This is a genomic window from Paenibacillus thailandensis, from assembly GCF_042685365.1.
Classification (GTDB): Bacteria; Bacillota; Bacilli; order Paenibacillales; family Paenibacillaceae; genus Paenibacillus_AP; species Paenibacillus_AP thailandensis.
In genome coordinates this window covers 21498-37999 of record NZ_JBHUMY010000008.1, presented here as the reverse complement: position 1 = coordinate 37999, position 16502 = coordinate 21498, and the positions used below count along the sequence as shown (strand labels likewise).

Annotated in this window: 18 protein-coding genes; 10 read left to right on the top strand and 8 right to left on the bottom strand. The window is 56.4% G+C overall.

The window, feature by feature from the left end:
• Window positions 1-7 precede the first annotated feature (7 nt).
• The 4 genes from ACFSW5_RS09575 to ACFSW5_RS09560 all read left to right on the top strand — a co-directional run bounded on the left by ACFSW5_RS09575 (window position 8) and on the right by ACFSW5_RS09560 (window position 3588).
• A complete protein-coding gene (locus ACFSW5_RS09575; protein WP_379271966.1) occupies window positions 8-1207 on the top strand; it encodes an acyl-CoA dehydrogenase family protein in 1200 nt (399 codons plus the stop codon).
• Window positions 1208-1497: 290 nt separating this feature from the next.
• Window positions 1498-1905 (top strand): MarR family winged helix-turn-helix transcriptional regulator, encoded by a 408-nt coding sequence (locus ACFSW5_RS09570; protein ID WP_379272119.1) that lies wholly within the window; start codon window positions 1498-1500, stop codon window positions 1903-1905.
• A 112-nt stretch (window positions 1906-2017) separates the two neighbouring features.
• A complete protein-coding gene (locus ACFSW5_RS09565) occupies window positions 2018-2965 on the top strand; it encodes a ring-cleaving dioxygenase (protein WP_379271963.1) in 948 nt (315 codons plus the stop codon).
• 11 nt (window positions 2966-2976) lie between these two features.
• Window positions 2977-3588 (top strand): alpha/beta hydrolase, encoded by a 612-nt coding sequence (locus ACFSW5_RS09560; RefSeq protein WP_379272117.1) that lies wholly within the window; start codon window positions 2977-2979, stop codon window positions 3586-3588.
• A gap of 196 nt (window positions 3589-3784) precedes the next feature.
• Here ACFSW5_RS09560 and tatA read toward each other — a convergent pair whose 3' ends face one another.
• The 6 genes from tatA to ACFSW5_RS09530 form a co-directional block, all read right to left on the bottom strand.
• The gene (gene tatA / locus ACFSW5_RS09555) at window positions 3785-3961 is read right to left on the bottom strand and encodes a twin-arginine translocase TatA/TatE family subunit (RefSeq protein ID WP_379271960.1); all 177 of its coding nucleotides are present in this window, start codon (window positions 3959-3961) and stop codon (window positions 3785-3787) included.
• 42 nt (window positions 3962-4003) lie between these two features.
• Window positions 4004-4741, bottom strand: coding sequence for a twin-arginine translocase subunit TatC (gene tatC / locus ACFSW5_RS09550; protein ID WP_379271957.1), 738 nt, complete (start codon window positions 4739-4741; stop codon window positions 4004-4006).
• Entirely contained in the window at window positions 4742-6466 is a 1725-nt protein-coding gene (locus ACFSW5_RS09545) for a GMC family oxidoreductase (protein ID WP_379271954.1), read from the bottom strand. It lies immediately after the preceding gene.
• 20 nt (window positions 6467-6486) lie between these two features.
• A complete protein-coding gene (locus tag ACFSW5_RS09540) occupies window positions 6487-7272 on the bottom strand; it encodes a gluconate 2-dehydrogenase subunit 3 family protein (RefSeq protein WP_379271950.1) in 786 nt (261 codons plus the stop codon).
• Between the two features lie 260 nt (window positions 7273-7532).
• Complete coding sequence (locus tag ACFSW5_RS09535) at window positions 7533-8537, bottom strand: aldose 1-epimerase (protein WP_379271948.1); 1005 nt, start codon at window positions 8535-8537, stop codon at window positions 7533-7535.
• A 153-nt stretch (window positions 8538-8690) separates the two neighbouring features.
• Window positions 8691-9041: a hypothetical protein gene (locus ACFSW5_RS09530; RefSeq protein ID WP_379271945.1), complete on the bottom strand. Its 351-nt coding sequence runs from the start codon at window positions 9039-9041 to the stop codon at window positions 8691-8693.
• Between the two features lie 199 nt (window positions 9042-9240).
• Between ACFSW5_RS09530 and ACFSW5_RS09525 the strand changes: the two genes are divergently transcribed.
• The 5 genes from ACFSW5_RS09525 (at window position 9241) to ACFSW5_RS09505 (ending at window position 13648) form a co-directional block, all read left to right on the top strand.
• On the top strand, window positions 9241-10329 hold the full coding sequence (locus ACFSW5_RS09525; RefSeq protein ID WP_379271943.1) for a lactonase family protein: 1089 nt from the start codon (window positions 9241-9243) through the stop codon (window positions 10327-10329).
• Window positions 10330-10425: 96 nt separating this feature from the next.
• Entirely contained in the window at window positions 10426-11643 is a 1218-nt protein-coding gene (locus ACFSW5_RS09520) for an MFS transporter (RefSeq protein WP_379271941.1), read from the top strand.
• Window positions 11644-11942: 299 nt separating this feature from the next.
• Entirely contained in the window at window positions 11943-12713 is a 771-nt protein-coding gene (locus tag ACFSW5_RS09515; RefSeq protein ID WP_379271939.1) for a DUF2087 domain-containing protein, read from the top strand.
• Between the two features lie 23 nt (window positions 12714-12736).
• Window positions 12737-13150 (top strand): GIY-YIG nuclease family protein, encoded by a 414-nt coding sequence (locus ACFSW5_RS09510; protein WP_379271937.1) that lies wholly within the window; start codon window positions 12737-12739, stop codon window positions 13148-13150.
• 12 nt (window positions 13151-13162) lie between these two features.
• Complete coding sequence (locus ACFSW5_RS09505) at window positions 13163-13648, top strand: GNAT family N-acetyltransferase (protein WP_379271932.1); 486 nt, start codon at window positions 13163-13165, stop codon at window positions 13646-13648.
• 105 nt (window positions 13649-13753) lie between these two features.
• On the opposite strand, the gene ACFSW5_RS09500 is transcribed toward ACFSW5_RS09505, so the two are convergent.
• Window positions 13754-14515 (bottom strand): DUF1836 domain-containing protein, encoded by a 762-nt coding sequence (locus ACFSW5_RS09500; protein ID WP_379271929.1) that lies wholly within the window; start codon window positions 14513-14515, stop codon window positions 13754-13756.
• A gap of 233 nt (window positions 14516-14748) precedes the next feature.
• Here ACFSW5_RS09500 and ACFSW5_RS09495 point away from each other — a divergent pair, with 233 nt between their 5' ends.
• Window positions 14749-16077, top strand: coding sequence for a hemolysin family protein (locus ACFSW5_RS09495; RefSeq protein ID WP_379271927.1), 1329 nt, complete (start codon window positions 14749-14751; stop codon window positions 16075-16077).
• Between the two features lie 93 nt (window positions 16078-16170).
• On the opposite strand, the gene ACFSW5_RS09490 is transcribed toward ACFSW5_RS09495, so the two are convergent.
• Window positions 16171-16386, bottom strand: a complete 216-nt coding sequence (locus ACFSW5_RS09490; RefSeq protein WP_379271924.1) for a hypothetical protein — start codon at window positions 16384-16386, stop codon at window positions 16171-16173.
• Window positions 16387-16502 lie beyond the last annotated feature (116 nt).

Sequence of the window (16502 nt, the reverse complement as noted above, 5' to 3'; positions counted from 1 at the left end):
GAGATAAATGGCTGCTGCCACTACGGATCCTTACGTCCGGAACGAACGGGAGGCGGAGATTGCCTTAAGATCGGAGCGTCTTGCGCGGATATTTGCGGAGCGGGCGCCGCTCCACGACAGGGACGGCTCGTTTCCTTTCGATAACTTCGCCGACTTGCGGGAAGCGGGATATATGAAGCTGACCGTCCCGCGCGAATACGGAGGGGATGAGGCTTCGCTGTACGAGCTCGTGCTGGCCCAGGATTATTTGGCCCGCGGCGACGGCTCGACGGCGCTGGCGGTCGGCTGGCATGTCGGCCTGATGCTCCAGCTTCGCTGTACGAAATCGTGGCCGGAGCGGCTGTACGCCCGCTTCTGCGAGGAAGTCGTCCGGGAAGGCGCGATGATCAACAACTTTGCGAGCGAGCGGGCGACCGGCAGCCCAAGCCGGGGCGGCAGGCCTGAGACGACGGCGGTGCGGACGGAGGGCGGCTGGCTGCTGTCCGGGCGTAAAATATTCAGCACGTTAAGCCCGATTTTGGAGCAGTTTACCGTATCGGCATATGTGGAGGATGAAGGGAAAACGGGGCTGTTTTTCGTCCGCAAAGGAGCGGGTGTTACGATCGAAGAAACTTGGGACACGCTGGGCATGCGCTCGACCGGCAGCCACGACGTCGTGCTGGACGGCGTGTTCGTGCCGGAGGAGGAGCGCCTCGACGGCGAGCCGCGAAGCGAAGGCATCTCCGACCATGGCGGCGCGCTGCTGCATATTCCGGCTTGCTATATCGGCATCGCCCATGCCGCGCGCGATTGTGCCGTTCGGTTTGCCGTCAGCTACAAGCCGAACAGCCTGCAAGGGGCGATCGCCGGGCATCCGAACGTCGAGCGGCAGATCGGGGAGATGGAAGCGGAGCTGCTGACGGCGCGCTCGTTCCTCTACGGCGTCGCGGACCGCTGGGACCGCGACCCGGAAGGCCGCGCGGCGCTGAAGCCGGAGCTTGGCCTGGCCAAGAAGCTCGCGACCAATTCGGCGATTCGAATCGTCGACATGGCGATGCGCATCGTCGGCGGCTCCAGCCTGTCGCGTTCGCTGCCGCTGGAGCGGCTGTACCGCGACGTGCGGGCCGGACTTCATAATCCGCCGATGGACGACGCCGTCACCGCCATGCTGGCCCGCCGCGCGGTTGCCGAAGCGATGCCGGGCGCCGGGGAACGGGCGGATGAATAATAGGCCGGGGCGGCGATTGGCGCCGTCCCGAGATTTAACCACCAAGCGATATGCCGGTGGCGCCGGAACGCCCCGCGAGGTGCAAAAGTGCACCACATGAGCGGGAAACGGCGCCGAAATGCCCCGCGAGGTGCAAAAATGCACCTTATGCCGCAAAACAGCCAGAGGCGCTTAAGTGTTGACAAACCGATAAGCTTTGGTTTATATTTATCTTAAATTTAAGATATTAACCGGGAAGGGAGGCGGTCGGCTTGGACGAAAATCGGGATAAGGAGCTGTCGCTGAAGCTGATGGTCGTTTTGTCCAAAGCGTACAAGACGATCATGGATCTTGCCATGCGGGATATGAAGCGGTACGGCTTTTCATCGTCCGAGTTTGCGGTGCTGGAGCTGCTGTACCACAAGGGACGCATTCCGCTGCAGCAAATCGGCAGCAAAGTATTGATCACGAGCGGCAGCATTACCTACAACGTCGACAAGCTGGAGACGAAAGGCTACCTGAAACGCGTGCCGTGCGAGAACGACCGGAGGGTAACGTACGCGGAGATGACGGAAACGGGGAAGCGGCTGTTTGACGATATTTTCCCTCTTCATGCGGAAGCGATAACGTCCGCCATGAGCGGCTTGACTTCCGAGGAGAAGGCGACCGCCGTCGAGCTGCTTAAAAAGCTTGGGCTTCAAGCCGCGCAAAAGGCTTAGCCCTTATTTTTCGGCAAATATCTTAAATTTAAGATTTTGTACGCAAAGACATCGATAAAATTTTTCTCCTAAATGGAGAACAATATCTACAATAAAAAGGAGAGTGTTTGAAATGAAACAAACGAACGGCATTCATCACGTAACGGCTTTTGCCGGCGGGGCGCAAGAGAACGTCGATTTTTACGCCGGTTTGCTTGGATTGCGCCTGGTCAAAAAAACGATCAATTTCGACGCGCCGGAAGTATACCATCTGTATTTCGGCAACGAAACGGGCAGCCCGGGTACGGCCATGACGTTTTTCCCGGCCCGCGGCTCGCGCAAAGGCAAAGTCGGCGGCGGACAGGTCGGCTATACAAGCTTTGCCGTACCGGCCGGATCGCTCCCGTTCTGGGAAGCGCGCCTTGCGAAGTTTAACGTTCCTTTCGCGGTAGCCGAGCGGTTCGGCGAGCGTTACCTCCGGTTCGCCGACACCGACGGGCTGCAGCTTGAGCTGGTGGAACGCGAGGAAGGCAAGCCAAGCGAATGGTCGTTCGGCGAAGTGACCGCGGACAAAGCGATTAAAGGCTTCGCGGGGGCGCTGCTGTACAGCGTCGCGCCGGATAAGACGGTCGACGTGCTGACGAACGTGCTCGGCCTGCAAAAAATCGCCGAAGACGATCAATTCGTCCGCTTCCGGGCTGCCGGCGACATCGGCAACGTGATCGACATTAACCGTGAGCCTATGCCTTGGGGCGCAGGAGGCGCGGGTACCGTCCATCATATCGCATGGCGGGCGCATAACCGGGCGGATCAGGAGCAATGGAGAGAACATGTTCTAAGTCACGGCTTTCAACCGACGCCGATCGTCGACCGGCAATATTTTACGGCGGTCTATTTCCGCGAAGCGGGAGGCATTTTGTTCGAGATCGCGACGGACGATCCGGGTTTCGTCACGGACGAAACGTTCGAAGAGCTGGGGCAAGAAGTGAAGCTGCCGGAATGGTATGAGAAGCACCGCGCCGTGATCGAACGCAACCTGGAGCCGATCGAAGTACGCGTATTGGAGGGAGACCGGGCATGAGCACCGAAACGATGAAGCATCTATACCGGCAAGGTGCAGCCCCGTCCGCTCCCACGCTGCTGCTGCTGCACGGGACAGGCGGAACGGAGCATGATCTGCTGAAGCTCGCCGAGATGATCGCTCCGGAAGCGGGAGTGCTGAGCGTACGCGGCAACGTGCTGGAGAACGGCATGCCAAGGTTTTTCCGGAGGCTGGCCGAAGGCGTGTTCGACATCGAGGATTTGATCTTCCGGACGAAGGAGCTGTACGACTTCGTGGACGCCGCGGCCGAGCGGTACGGATTTGACCGCAGGAACGTCGTTGCCGTCGGGTATTCGAACGGCGCGAACATTGCGGGCAGCCTGCTGTTCCATTACAAGGACGCGCTTAAGGGCGCCGTCCTGCATCATCCGATGGTGCCGATTCGGGGCGTAAAGCTGCCCGACCTGAGCGGCGTTCCGGTGTTTGTCGGCGCGGGCGTAAACGACCCGATCTGTTCCCCGCAGGAAACGGAGGAGCTGAACAAGCTGCTCGCCGCAGCAGGCGCCGAGGTGGAGCTGCATTGGGGCAATCGCGGGCATCAGCTGACCGGCGACGAAGTCGAAGCCGCCAAGGCATGGTATGCTAGCCGTTTTGGAAGGTAAAGCCCGGCATAGCAAGCGTTCGGATAGAATGCGTGCTGGAGCGGGCCGTCTCGCTGGGAGGCACGGACGATGCGCCTGAATCTTAGCGATTAAAAAAAGCAGCTGCAAGGAGACGGCCCGGTCGAAACCGGAAACCGCTCCTTTGCCGCTGCTTTTTTTCCGAATGCCGGACGAGCGCGTATGCGCGGACGGGCGGCTACTTCAATAATTGATCGTCCTGCGGGTCGTCCGCAATGCCTTTGGTCGAGTTGCGGAATTCGCGCAGCGTGTCGCCGAACGCGCGTCCGAGCAGCGGCAGCTTGGCCGGGCCGAAGACGATGAGCGCGATCGCCAGAATGATGATCAGCCCCGAAACGCCGATATTGTTGAACATGGACCGTTCCTCCTTTCCGTATCAGTTTCCGGTATTCCGGTTCTACGTCGGGCTCAATCGCGGCTTCGCAGCCCGTCTGAGCGAATACCGCCAAGAGACGAAGACGCTGATCTCGAACAGCGCAATAAGAGGCACCGTAACCGACAGATGGGAAATAAAATCGGGCGGCGATATGCAGCTGCCGACGACGGCAAGGCCGACGTACGCGTATTTGCGGACCTGCTTGACCCGCCCGGGAGTAAGCACCCCGACGAAGGTCAGGAACAACGCCGCCAGCGGCATTTCAAACGCCAGTCCCATCGGGTACAGAAACCCGATCAGAAACGAGACGTAATGCTGCAGCCCGTATACCTCATGCGCGCCGATGGCGTGGTTCAGCTTGACCATAAACGATATCATCATCGGCAGCGCCACCGTGTAGCCGAACGTCACGCCCGACGCGAACAGAAGAAGCGAAGCCGGCACGAACAGCAGCGTTGTCCGAGCTTCCTGCCGCGTCAAGCCCGGCCGGGCGAACGCCCAGAGCTGGTAGAGCAGGCAGGGAAGCGTCAGCGCGGTGCCGAACAGCAAAGCGCATTTCATGTAGACGACAAGCCCGTCGGACAAGGAGAAGACGCTCCATTCCACCTGGATCCGGCCGACATGGTTTTTGATGAAAACAAGCAGCTGAGGCGACAGGTACACCCCGATGCCGAACGCGCCCAAAAACCAAACCGCGACGACGATCAGCCGCTTCCGGAGCTCGGTCAAATGGCTGACGACGTCCTTCTGCATATCCATTTACACGAGCGACCCGCCTTTCTCCAAATATTTCAGTATCCCTTCGGCGGCCCGGTAAGCAAGCGCTCCGACCGTCGCGGTCGGGTTGTAGCCGCTGTTATGGGCGAATGCCGAAGCCCCCACGACGAACACGTTTTCCGCGTCCCACATTTGCAAGTAGTTGTTGACGGTCGAGATCGACGGATCGTCGCCCATGACGGCGCCGCCCGTATTGTGGGTCGACTGGTAAGGGACGATGCTGTACGTTTTGATCTCGCTGCTCGTCTCCGTTTTGGTCGGCTTCATCGCTTCCATAATGTCTTTCGTTTTGCCGGACAAATATTTGACGAGCTCCCGGTCCTGCTCCTCGAAGTCGAACGTAATGCGCAGCAGCGGGTTGCCAAGCGCGTCTTTGTATACAGGGTCCAAATCCATGTAATGGTGCCTGAACGGCATGCTCGAGCCTTGAACGCCAACGCTTAAGGTGCGGTTCGCGTAGAACAGCGACTGCTTCTTGAATTCGGCGCCCCATGCCGGCGTGCCCGCGGGCGTAATGTTATTCTGGATCGGCCGCATGCCGAGCTGGGACAACGCGATATTGCCGCCATGCAAAAATTTCAAGTCGGAATGGTCGAAATTGTCCCCGTTGAAATCGTCGATGCACATGCCGAGCGCGCCGGCGCCCATATACGTATTAAATTGCTTTTCGTCAAAAAATCCCCGCGAGCTTGCGCCCATAACCTGATAGCAGTAATTGCGCCCGACGACACCCGTTCCGGTTTTCGGATCGTACGGCTTGCCGAGCTTGGACTGCAGCAGCAGCTTGACGTTGGAGAAAACGAAGCCGGCCAGTATTACGACGTCGGCGGGCTGCTCGTATTCCTCGCCGGTCGGGGAATTGACGTAAACGACGCCCGTCGCTTTGCCGCCGCTGTGCGTAATTCGCGTCACGTTGGCGAAGGTGCGGATCTCCAGCTTGCCCGTGTTTTGGGCGACCGGAAGCACCGTGACGGTAGGGTCGGCCTTGGCGCCGTATTCGCAGCCGAACCGTTCGCAGAACGAGCAATATTGGCAGGCGCCGCGGGCGATGCCGTCCGGATTCGTGTAATCCTCCGACAGATTGGCCGAGCTCATCATATAAGGCGAATAGCCCAGCGATTTGGTCGCTTCCTCGAACAGAAGGATGGAAGGCGTTTTTTTCATCGGTCCGGTCGGGAAAGGCTTGGACATCGGTCCGCGATGCTTCTCGTTGACGGTCTGCTCGCCGGAGATGCCGGCCATTTGCTCGAATTTGACGAAATACGGCTCAAGCTCGTCATATGTAATGCCCCAGTCCTGAAGAATCATGCCTTCCGGAATTTTGTTTTTGCCGTATTTTTCGACCGTTTTCGTTTTGATCTGGAAATCGTACGGCAAAAACCGGAAGTATTGGCCGTTCCAATGCACGCCGGCTCCGCCCAGCCCGTCGCCCATCAGGAAGGAGCCGTAGGAGCGCATCGGCAGCGAGCGTTCTTTCTCGTTATGACGGAACGTGATCGTCTCCTTGGACAAGTCCTGCATCAGCTCGTAGCGCTGCGCATACCGCAGCTCGTCATGAACGTGGAAATAATCTTCCGTCGAGCGCGATTTGCCGCGTTCCAGGCCGACGACTTTATGACCCGCCTTCGTCAGCTCGGCGGCGATAATGCCGCCGACCCATCCGAGGCCGACAACGACAATCGGGACTTTCGGTAGTTTGGTAGCCACTTGTCTTTTCTCCTCCTTGCTTATCCTAAATTCAGATGATCGTGAAGGCTGAGCGGTTCGATTTTCAGAAACTCGTCTTTTTCGATATCGTTATAGTAGCTGTACTGATTGCCCGGATAGCTTCTCATGCGCCAGCCGTCCATATTTTTGTTGCCGCCGTACAGCGGATCCGCGTATACGCCTTCGATCGTCAACTGGCGCAGCAGGTTGAAGAACGTCGCGGCCGGCAATCCTTTAATGTCCGCTTTGTTTTCCGCGAAAGCCGTAAGCACCTCGTCCTGCTGCTCGGCCTTCAGTGCGGTGAACGGGTTGTTGAATTTGTTTTTGCTGTAATCCTCGAGCCCTTTCAAGCCAAGCGTAAACAGCTCGTGGCGCTTGAAGCTGAGCTGGTAGCCTTGCTCGGCTTCGGCCTCGTAGAACGGGCCCATCATATAATCCCGCGCATTGATGCCCCATGAGCCCGCCAGCTGATGGTCGATAAAATAAGCGACGCCCAGCGTTTTGGCTCCGGGTCCGCTCTCGTCCTCCGGAAAAATCCGTTCCGCGGCGGCCTGCGTCGTCTGGAACTGGCTTTGCGTCAAGAACATCAGCGCCTGGTTGTAATCCTTATTATTCGACTCGCCCGGCGCCGCTTCATTGCTTTGGTTCGGCGGCTGCTCAGTCTCTCTGTTCGTATTAGCGCCGATTAATCCGCCGATCACGCCGCCTACGACAACCCCGCCGAGCGCCGTGCCGGTATATTTCAGGAAGTTGCGCCGCGACGCGTCTTGCGGCTCGTTTTTTCTCGCTTCGTTATTGTCGGCCATTTCAGGATCAACCTCCGGTGTTCGTAGTTGGTACAATGGCAAGTACCGCTAGTTTTACCTGCGCCGAACAAATTCATCCAATCGGGTTCCGTTTTTTTTGGGGATATTGCTAACTAGCAAGGAATTGAAGCGCTTATGCAAAAAAAACAGCCCTGCATTACGGTTGGTCCGTAATGCAGGGCTGTTTAAGGAAGCCGTTGTCCCGTCGCAGGTACTGCGGCTCCGCGATTCGATTGCCTTAAGCGGGCAGCTGCGTGCCGTTAGCGGGCTTGCTTGACATACAGGCGGCTGCTTGTTTCCCAGATGCCGCCAGGCTCAAGCGCCACAAGGCCGATCTCGTCCGCCGGCAGCTCGACGTTCGGCGCGTTGACGAGATTAAGCTGCGGCTCCGGGCAGAAAAACTTGCGGGATGCGTTGTTGTTCCAAATCATCCATTGCTTGAACGCGGAGCTGACGTCGTACACCAGCGTCGTTCCCGTGCGGTTGTCCGTCAGCTCCATGACGTTGCGGCCGTTCTGCGGCAGCGCCGTATAGTGGTTGTCCATCGAGCTCCAGTACGGCGACAAGCCGCCTGTCTTCATTTGCTCTTCTTCTGCGGTAAGAGTCTGCTTGCGTCCCGTCGGCAGCATCCGGTCGCTCAGTTCCCAACGTTCGCCGATCGTCAGCTTGAACGTGTAATCGTCGGCCGTGCTTGCCGGATCGAACGGTGCGTTAATCGCCGTATGGAAGGCCAGCATGCAAGGAAGCGTATCCGTTCCTTCGTTATGTACCGATACATGCTGGAGAAGACCGGCTTCGCTTAGCGCATAGCGCAGCTTCAGCGTAAAACGGTGCGGCAAGTACTGGTAGATCGGGTGATCTTCGGTTACCGAAATGGCAAGAGAGACGTAGCTTTCGGTTTGGGTCGTGCCGTAATCTTCGACCGTCCATGCCGCCGTATGGAAAAAGCCGTGCAGATGATTGCCGGTGGCCGGCTCATTGACGGGGAAGCTGTAGGCGCGCCCTTGGAACGTAAATTGGCCGTTATCGTAACGGTTCGGCGGGAACAGCACCGGAATGCCGTATACGCCCGGGTTGGCCTTGAACGCTTCCATTTCGTCCGCCTCCGGCTCGCGAAGGAAGCGGAAGCCGCTTTCCGTGTCGCGGAACGCGATCAGATTCGCGCCTACGGCCGGGACGACCGCCGCTTCGTAACGTCCCCATTTCAGCCATACGGCCGGTTCGCCGTGAAATTGCTGCTCGAATGCTTGCCCGATAGTGCTCATAATTTCCTCCCTATTCGCATCATACTTAATTAGTTAACAAAGGAGCATATCCGTTATTAAGGATAGCAGGATGGAGGGCCTCAAACAACCGTTTCGTTGGCCCCATAACGACGGAGCGCTCCCTCCAGATAAGAGAGAGCGCATTATTTTTGCTCATGCCTGCCGGGCTTCGTTCCGTTTGTCGAGCAGCTGCTGAAGCTGCGCTTGCTTCCACCATGGAACCGGAAGATGCTTGGTTTCCCGGTAAGCCGGGCCGAAGTAGACGATGCCGCCCGTAAACGAATTGATTTTGCCGATGTTGACGTAGCAGTTCGAACCGATCGGGCAGAAGCTTTTCTCTTTTGTGAGCTTCTTGAGTTGATCGGGCGTCAGCCGTTTTTTCAGATTGTAATTTTTCCCGTGAAAGCTAACCAGTCCGAACGACCCGACTCGAAAATAGAAGATGTCCCGTTCCAAATCGAATTTCTCGTACAAGTCCGTTTCCCTCAGTGGTAAATTCATCATTCCATTCCCCCTTTATCCGAAATGTGAACCCTGAGTTTGTTAGCGCTTACATTATAGCATAGCAAATAACGCTTTTGAAGCTTTATTTTGCCGGGATTGTCCCGCCGTTTTCGCAAAAGCGATTGTTTAATCGCAAACCTTGTGCTATGGTCACTTTATTGGATTCGGAATTGGAAAAATAACGGGAGGATTGATTGCGATGACTATATCCGGTGCGGCATATTCGGGAACCGTCTATATCGGATCTTACGGACCGGCGGATCAAGCTACGATCCATGTGTGCTCCTTCGACGGCGCGACCGGGGAACTGACGGTCAAGGAAAGCTACGGCGGCATCGAGGAGGCGTCGTTTCTGGCGCTTCATCCGAACGGAGGCACCTTGTACGCCGTCAGCGAGACGGAATCGGCGCACGGGGTGCCGGGAGGCTCGGCCGCGGCCCTTTCCATCGGCGCCGACGACGGCAAGCTGACGTTTCTCGGCGATGCGCTGACGCACGGCGAGCATCCTTGCTACATCAGCACGGACGCGGCGGGGACGACCGCATTCGTCAGCAATTACAGCGGGGGAACGATCGCGCTTTTCCCGATTGCACAGGACGGCTCGCTGGGCGAAGCGACCTTTGTCATTCAGGAAGAGGAGGAGCTCGGGCCGCGGGCGGACCGGCAGGAGAAACCTCACCCGCATTCGATTCAGCCGTTTGGTTCTTACGTCTACATGGCCGACCTGGGGACGGATACGATTTTTATATTCAAGCACGGGGGAGACGCATCGGCATTTGCATACGTCGGCACTTGCCGCCTTCATCCCGGAGCGGGGCCGAGGCATATCGCTTTCCATCCGGAGCTTCCGTACGCATATGTCGCCAACGAGCTGGATTCTACCGTTACGGCGCTGCGCCTCGAGGACGGCGGGGCCAAGCTCGTTCCGGCCGGCACCGTATCGACGCTGCCGGCGTCTTGGGAGGGCGCCAATTATCCGGCGGACATCCATCTTTCGCCGTCGGGCGAGCGGTTGTACGTGTCCAACCGGGGGCATAACAGCATCGCCGTGTTCGAGACGGCGGAGGACGGGGGGCTCACGGCCGTACAGCATCATGACTGCGGCGGCGATTGGCCGCGCAATTTCGCGCTGACGCCGGACGGGAACTATTTGCTGGCCGGCAATCAGAACTCGGGCAACGTGGCGGTTTTTGCGCTTGATCCTGAAAGCGGCAAGCTGCTCAAGCAAGTATCGTCGCTCGCATTGCCGAGCCCGGTATGCATTTTGTTCGGGGGATCGAACCTGTAAATCAGGCCGCTTTCACCCTGCGGCTGGAGATCGCTTTCTGTTGAGAGAAACGAGACGATAACTTTCTAAGAAGCCGGAAAGAAGGTTAGGACTTTTATGTTGGAAACCCGCACGGCCAAGCTGACTGCGATACGGACGGGAGCGGTTTATTCGATTCTTGTCGCAATCAGCGCGGTCCATTTGCTTAACGATTCGATGCAAGCCGTCGTATCGGCGTTGTTTCCGGTATTGACCGATTCGTTGGGACTTACGCTCGGCCAGATCGGCTGGGTGGCATTCACGCTTAACATGACTTCGTCCGTTCTGCAGCCGGTGGTCGGGATCGTATCGGATAAACGGCCGGCGCCCTGGATGCTGATCGCGGGCATGACTTGCAGTATGGCGGGAATGGTGGGGATCGCCTATGCCCCGAATTTTTGGGTATTGCTGCTGGCCGTCATGTTTGTCGGGTTCGGTTCGGCGGTATTTCACCCGGAAGGCTCGCGCGTCGTTCATTTTGCGGCGGGCGGCAGACGGGGATTTGCGCAGTCGATTTATCAGGTCGGCGGCAATTTCGGCCAGATGCTCGCGCCGCTCATGACGATGTATATTTTCATCCCGCTTGGCCAGCAGGGCGCGGTATGGGGAACAATTCTCGCGGCGGCCGCCATCGCCGTCTTGATCCGCGTCGTCCCTTGGTACAGCGGCAAGCTGAGAACGGAGGCTCTGCCGGTCAAAAGCCGCAAAGCCGCTTCTAACCCGGAGCAAGCCGCGTACAGCAATCGGGTCGTGCTTTTTGCTCTCATCTTGCTGCTCGTGCTCGTATTTGCCCGGTCCTGGTACGCGGCCGGAATATCGACCTTTTATCAATTTTACGAGATGGAAGCTTACGGCTTGTCCGCGTCGGCGGCGCAAATTCCAATCTTCTTGTTTATGGCGGCGGGCGTCGCGGGCACGTTCTGCGGCGGACTTCTGTCCGACCGGTTCGGGCGCAAGCGGATGATTTTGTATTCGATAGCCGGAGCGGCGCCGTTTGCTCTGATGCTTCCGCATTTGCCGCTTGGCTGGGTGTACCCGGTTATGTTCGTGCTCGGCTTTATATTGCAGTCGGGCTTCTCCGTTACGGTTGTGTATGCGCAGGAGCTGATGCCGGGCAAGGTCGGAATGGCTTCGGGCCTCGTCACCGGGTTAGCCTTTGGTATGGGAGGACTCGGCGCGATCGCGCTCGGTCACGCGGCCGATATTTACGGCCTCGCCAATGTAATGGCCGTTGCCAGCGTTCTGCCGGTGATCGGACTGCTGGCTTTGCTGCTGCCGAAGGAGAAAAGCATGTAATTCAAGCTGTCAAAAAATTCGAACCCCCGAGAGCAAGCGAGGACGCTTGCTTCGGGGGTTTTTGTTTTTCTCATCATATCGTCAATATCCCTTCGACTCAGGAGATCTGAAGCGTCTCTCCTACGATTGAGGAGGCTTGTCCGATTCCTGAGCAATAGGGATATTGTTCGGAAAAGTGGGAAAAGGGGGAAAAGGGGGATAACTGTGGCGGATTAAAACAACAACAGTTGCCAAAAACAAAACATAATCATATAATGTCTATATTATTATCAAACGAAATGCAGAGGTGTTTGTTTATTATGTTGATATATGACGGTTCGGTTCGTCTGGACGACTTGAAGAGAGGCTTTCGTTACGACCCGGCGAACGAACGGTACGAATGCCTCGTTTGCGGCGAGCAGTTCGAGGAAGGGGCGGTCTATCGCGTCCCGGGCGTCGACGACCGCATGTACGAAGCGCGCAAATACGCCGCTTACCATATCGAAGCCGCGCACGGCTCCATGCTGTCCGCGCTTCTGGCTCTTGACAAGAAGGCGACGGGACTGACCGATTTGCAAAAAAGCTTGATCCGCGATTTCGCCATGGGACTTACCGACGCCGAAATCGTCAAGCGCGCGGGCTCCGGCAGCGCTTCGACGATCCGCAATCACCGGTTCGTGCTCAAGGAGAAGGCGAAGCAAGCGAAGCTGTTTCTTGCGGTGATGGAGCTGATGGAAAGCGGGGCTTCGCCGGATGCGCCGCGTTTCGTCCCGATCCATCCGACCGCCACGCAGGTCGACGAGCGGTATGCGATTACCGAAGAGGAATACGCGAAGCTGATGAAGCAATATTTTCCGGAAGGGCCGGACGGTCCGCTAACCACCTTCCCTCGCAAGGAGAAGAGGAAGATCGCGATCTTGCGGCATATCGCTTCTTATTTCGAGAAGGGGAGAACGTATTCGGAGAAGGAAGTGAACGAGCGGCTGAAGCAATTCTATAAAGAAGATTACGTGACGCTTCGCCGCTATTTGATCGAATACGGCTATTTGGACCGGACGGACGACTGCAGCGCTTATTGGGTGAAAGGCTAGAACATAACTTGAGGTGAGGGACGATGAATAAAGAACAGCGCAAGCGAATGGTGGAAAGCTACCAGGAGAAGCCCAGGGAGATGGGCGTTTATTCCATTACGAATCTAATGAACGGGCGCCGATTGATCGGGTCTTCGACGAATTTGGAAGGGGCTTGGAACCGCGAGCGGTTCGGGCTTGAGCTTGGGACTCACGAGAACAAGGAGCTGCAGGCGGACTGGAACGAATACGGGTGCGAAGCTTTTCGATTCGAAGTGTTGGAAAAGTTGAAGACGGAAGAGAAGCTTACGCATGATTACAAGGATGTGCTGAATCCGGCGATCGAAGGGCAAGGCGTGGAAATCATGCGCCGCTACCGCAAGGAGGTCGCGAAGAAAGAGAAGTCGTGGATCGAGCAGCTTGACAGCTTCGTCCCGAACGGCTACAACGTCAGATAGGAGGGAGCGGTTATGCTTCAATTAGAGGAAACGGGTACCTCCCCGTCGCGCATCGAGATGGATATTTTGAATTCGGACGCTTTCTTTAATCTTATATCCGTCGATCATGAGACGTTGACCGAAGAGGAGGTGGCGCTTGAAAACAAACAATCGGCCGAAATGGGAGCGGAGCGATACCTCGTCAAGGATGGTCCGCAATACGTCGGGATATTGGACTTTCTGATGCGGAATCCGAAGGACGGTTGTCCGTGGCTCGGGCTGCTGCAGGTGGACAAGAAGCTGCAGCGGCAAGGTTACGGCAGCCGAATGCTGGAGACGTACATCCACGTCATGAAAGAGAGAAAAGCGGAACGGTTCCGCATCGGCATCATCCGGGAAAACGAGCCCGCGCTCCGGTTTTGGACCCGGCACGGCTTCGAATATGTAACGACAAAGCTGAACGACCGCGGCAAAACGATTCTGATCTACGAAAAAACGTTAAGCGGGCAAGAGGTGTGACCGCTGCCCGGAAACATGTAAAGCGGGGGCGCCCCTTTCAGCGAAAGGACGCCCCCGCTTTCCGTTCCGGCCGCGATATCGGCCTCGAACGCGAATCGATTATTACTACAAAAACATCGTGGCGTTAAAATACCGCCGCGATACGGAATGGAAATAAGCCGTCTGGATCGATATGGCGGCGATAAACAGGAAGTTGCGTACCGCCTCCCGCTGCTTGGCCGTCAGCTCGGGCAGCTTGGCGGCGCATTGGTCGGCCGCGGCCAGGACGACGTTCTCCGTGACGAAATCCTGTTTCCTGCTGTCGCTGACGAAGCCCGCCGTATCCATCAACTGGTCGTTGTTGGCGTCCAGCTTCTCGAACAAGGCGGAGTACGCTTCGTACAGGCTGACGGGGCAAATAAGATCGTCGGACTCGTCCTCCGGCTTGTTGAATACGATGCAAAACAGCTTGCGTATCGACTCGAAGTCCAAATTGCCTTTCAAATCGTCTATTATAAACAGCAATGCGGCTTGATTAATCGAATATTTCTTCCCGACTTTAGGCGAATCGAAATATTCCTTAAAGTCGCGTTTCACCCAATTTTGCATGGCGGTAATCGACAAGCTCGAGTATTCGATCAGCCTTCCGAGAGCGGCGATTTCCTGCAAGGAAAACCCTTTGACGCGCGTTCCCTTGATCAGCTTTTCGACAACCGGGGGCAATGCCGCCGATAGAAAGGCGGGCGCGGCTTTCCGGTTGTCGGCGTCGCCCTGATGATTTCTCATCCAGGCGCACTGCAGCACTTGCAGCGGATTTCCGCCGTTATCGCCGTTTAACGCTAGCAGCAGGCGAGCCATGTCTTTTCGAGTAAGAGTAAAGGATTCCATATGCCCCCCTCCTCGTATTTCAAGTTCATATGACCACATCATACGCCTCCGAAAACGGCTTGTAAAGCTTCGATAATAAAAGATAATCGTTCGCTTAACCCGAAAATTACCCGAATTCAGACAATTGCTGCCGGAAGCGGCCGGATTGGAAGGTTGATGACGGAGCTTCAAGTTCGTTATATTAGTTCATAAGAACTTAAAATCTAAATATAAAAGGATTGTGAAAACCGAAAATGGGTATAGGATTTAATCTGTTCTTGTTTGCAGTTCTAATTTTGCTGTCGGCGTTTTTCGTTGCGACGGAATTTGCGATCATACGACTGCGTTCCAGCCGTGTCGATCAGCTTGTTCTGGAAGGCAAAAAGAACGCTCTCGCCGTGCAAAGAGTGACCAGCAATCTTGACGCTTATTTGTCCGCCTGTCAGCTCGGTATTACGATTACCGCGCTTGGCCTCGGCTGGCTGGGCGAACCGACCGTAGCGAAATTGCTTGAGCCTTTGTTCGAGAGATTGCACCTGAACGGAGAAATCAGCCATCTTGCAGCTTTCATTGTCGCATTCGTTATCGTAACGTATCTGCACGTCGTGATCGGCGAGCTTGCGCCAAAGACGCTTGCCATTCAAAAGGCCGAGGCGATCAGCTTTTTGTTCGCCAAACCGATTATCGCGTTCCATAAAGTTATGTATCCGTTCATCTGGCTGCTTAACGGCTCGGCGAACGGGCTTGTGCGGATTTTCGGCCTGAAGCCGGCGAGCGAGAAGGAAGAGGCGCACTCCGAGGAAGAGATTCAAATTATTTTGTCGGAGAGCCTGGAAAGCGGCAAAATCAATACGACCGAATACGGATATGTGAGCCGGATTTTCGCCTTTGACGAAATGCTCGCGAAGGAAATCATGGTTCCGCGTACCGATATGGTGGCCTTATATACAAACAAATCGTTTGACGAAAACCTGGAGATCATCCGCAAGGAACAATATACGCGTTTCCCGGTGGCGACGGACAGCAAGGACAACATCGTGGGCATGATCAACACGAAGCAGCTGTTCCTCGAATACGACGCGGACAAGGGGATCGACTTCAAAAGCTTGATCCACCCGGTGCTGACCGTTCCCGAAGTGATTCCGGTCAAGCAGCTGCTGAAGCGGATGCAGCAGGAGCGCGTTCATATCGCGATTCTGATGGACGAATACGGCGGCACGTCCGGACTCATTACGATCGAGGACATTCTGGAAGAAATCGTAGGCGATATCCGCGACGAGTTCGACCAGGACGAGCGCAAAGAAATCGAGAAGCTGGAAGAGAATTGCTATTTGCTTGACGGCAAAGTATCGCTGGACGATCTTGCGGATTTGACGGGCGTTGCGTTCGACGAGGAAGAGGTCGATACGGTCGGCGGATTCCTGTACATTCATGTCCGCGAGCCGAAGCCGGGCAAGGAATATCACCACGAGAATTTGCGCTTTATCGTCCGGGAGGTAGGCAAAAACCGGATCAAAAAAGTGGAGCTTATTATTCAGAAAGAAGAGGAGATGGAGGCGCTGGCGGAGATCGAGCCGGCGTAACCGGATCCCTGCATATAGACCACAGCGCTTCGCGCGACAAAGGTGCCGTTCTTGACAAGGACGGCACCTTTCTTTGCATACGGAAAATAGGATTTACAAGTGGTGGCGCTGCCCGTTATCGGATGCGCCGCCGTTTCGGCCGATGAAAGTGCTTGCCAGCTTTCCCGCGTTAATTAAGCCGAACAACGAAGCGTCGGCGAGCAAAGCGCCCGTAACCGGAGAAAGCGTGCCGTCATAGGCGAGCAGCACGATCCAGATCAGGGCGAGCCAAAAGTTCAGGCGCACATATTGCGTCAGAAGCTTCATCATGGCATGCGGCTCCTTTCCCCGGCGAGCCGGGCAACAAGCGAATGCAGTAGCTTCTATCAGTTTATGACGGAAACCGGGGAATGTGCCTTTTGCTCTGAACGCGGTCGACTATCTTG

Coding starts and splice junctions, on each gene's coding strand:
- ACFSW5_RS09520 (WP_379271941.1), top strand. CDS start 10,426: ATGTTGGAAACCCGCACGGCCAAGCTGACTGCGATACGGACGGGAGCG.
- ACFSW5_RS09570 (WP_379272119.1), top strand. CDS start 1,498: ATGGTCGTTTTGTCCAAAGCGTACAAGACGATCATGGATCTTGCCATG.
- ACFSW5_RS09515 (WP_379271939.1), top strand. CDS start 11,943: ATGTTGATATATGACGGTTCGGTTCGTCTGGACGACTTGAAGAGAGGC.
- tatC (WP_379271957.1), bottom strand. CDS start 4,741: ATGGATATGCAGAAGGACGTCGTCAGCCATTTGACCGAGCTCCGGAAG.
- ACFSW5_RS09500 (WP_379271929.1), bottom strand. CDS start 14,515: ATGGAATCCTTTACTCTTACTCGAAAAGACATGGCTCGCCTGCTGCTA.
- ACFSW5_RS09490 (WP_379271924.1), bottom strand. CDS start 16,386: ATGATGAAGCTTCTGACGCAATATGTGCGCCTGAACTTTTGGCTCGCC.
- ACFSW5_RS09560 (WP_379272117.1), top strand. CDS start 2,977: ATGAAGCATCTATACCGGCAAGGTGCAGCCCCGTCCGCTCCCACGCTG.
- ACFSW5_RS09525 (WP_379271943.1), top strand. CDS start 9,241: ATGACTATATCCGGTGCGGCATATTCGGGAACCGTCTATATCGGATCT.
- ACFSW5_RS09510 (WP_379271937.1), top strand. CDS start 12,737: ATGAATAAAGAACAGCGCAAGCGAATGGTGGAAAGCTACCAGGAGAAG.
- ACFSW5_RS09565 (WP_379271963.1), top strand. CDS start 2,018: ATGAAACAAACGAACGGCATTCATCACGTAACGGCTTTTGCCGGCGGG.
- ACFSW5_RS09505 (WP_379271932.1), top strand. CDS start 13,163: ATGCTTCAATTAGAGGAAACGGGTACCTCCCCGTCGCGCATCGAGATG.
- ACFSW5_RS09575 (WP_379271966.1), top strand. CDS start 8: ATGGCTGCTGCCACTACGGATCCTTACGTCCGGAACGAACGGGAGGCG.
- ACFSW5_RS09495 (WP_379271927.1), top strand. CDS start 14,749: ATGGGTATAGGATTTAATCTGTTCTTGTTTGCAGTTCTAATTTTGCTG.
- ACFSW5_RS09535 (WP_379271948.1), bottom strand. CDS start 8,537: ATGAGCACTATCGGGCAAGCATTCGAGCAGCAATTTCACGGCGAACCG.
- ACFSW5_RS09530 (WP_379271945.1), bottom strand. CDS start 9,041: ATGATGAATTTACCACTGAGGGAAACGGACTTGTACGAGAAATTCGAT.
- tatA (WP_379271960.1), bottom strand. CDS start 3,961: ATGTTCAACAATATCGGCGTTTCGGGGCTGATCATCATTCTGGCGATC.
- ACFSW5_RS09540 (WP_379271950.1), bottom strand. CDS start 7,272: ATGGCCGACAATAACGAAGCGAGAAAAAACGAGCCGCAAGACGCGTCG.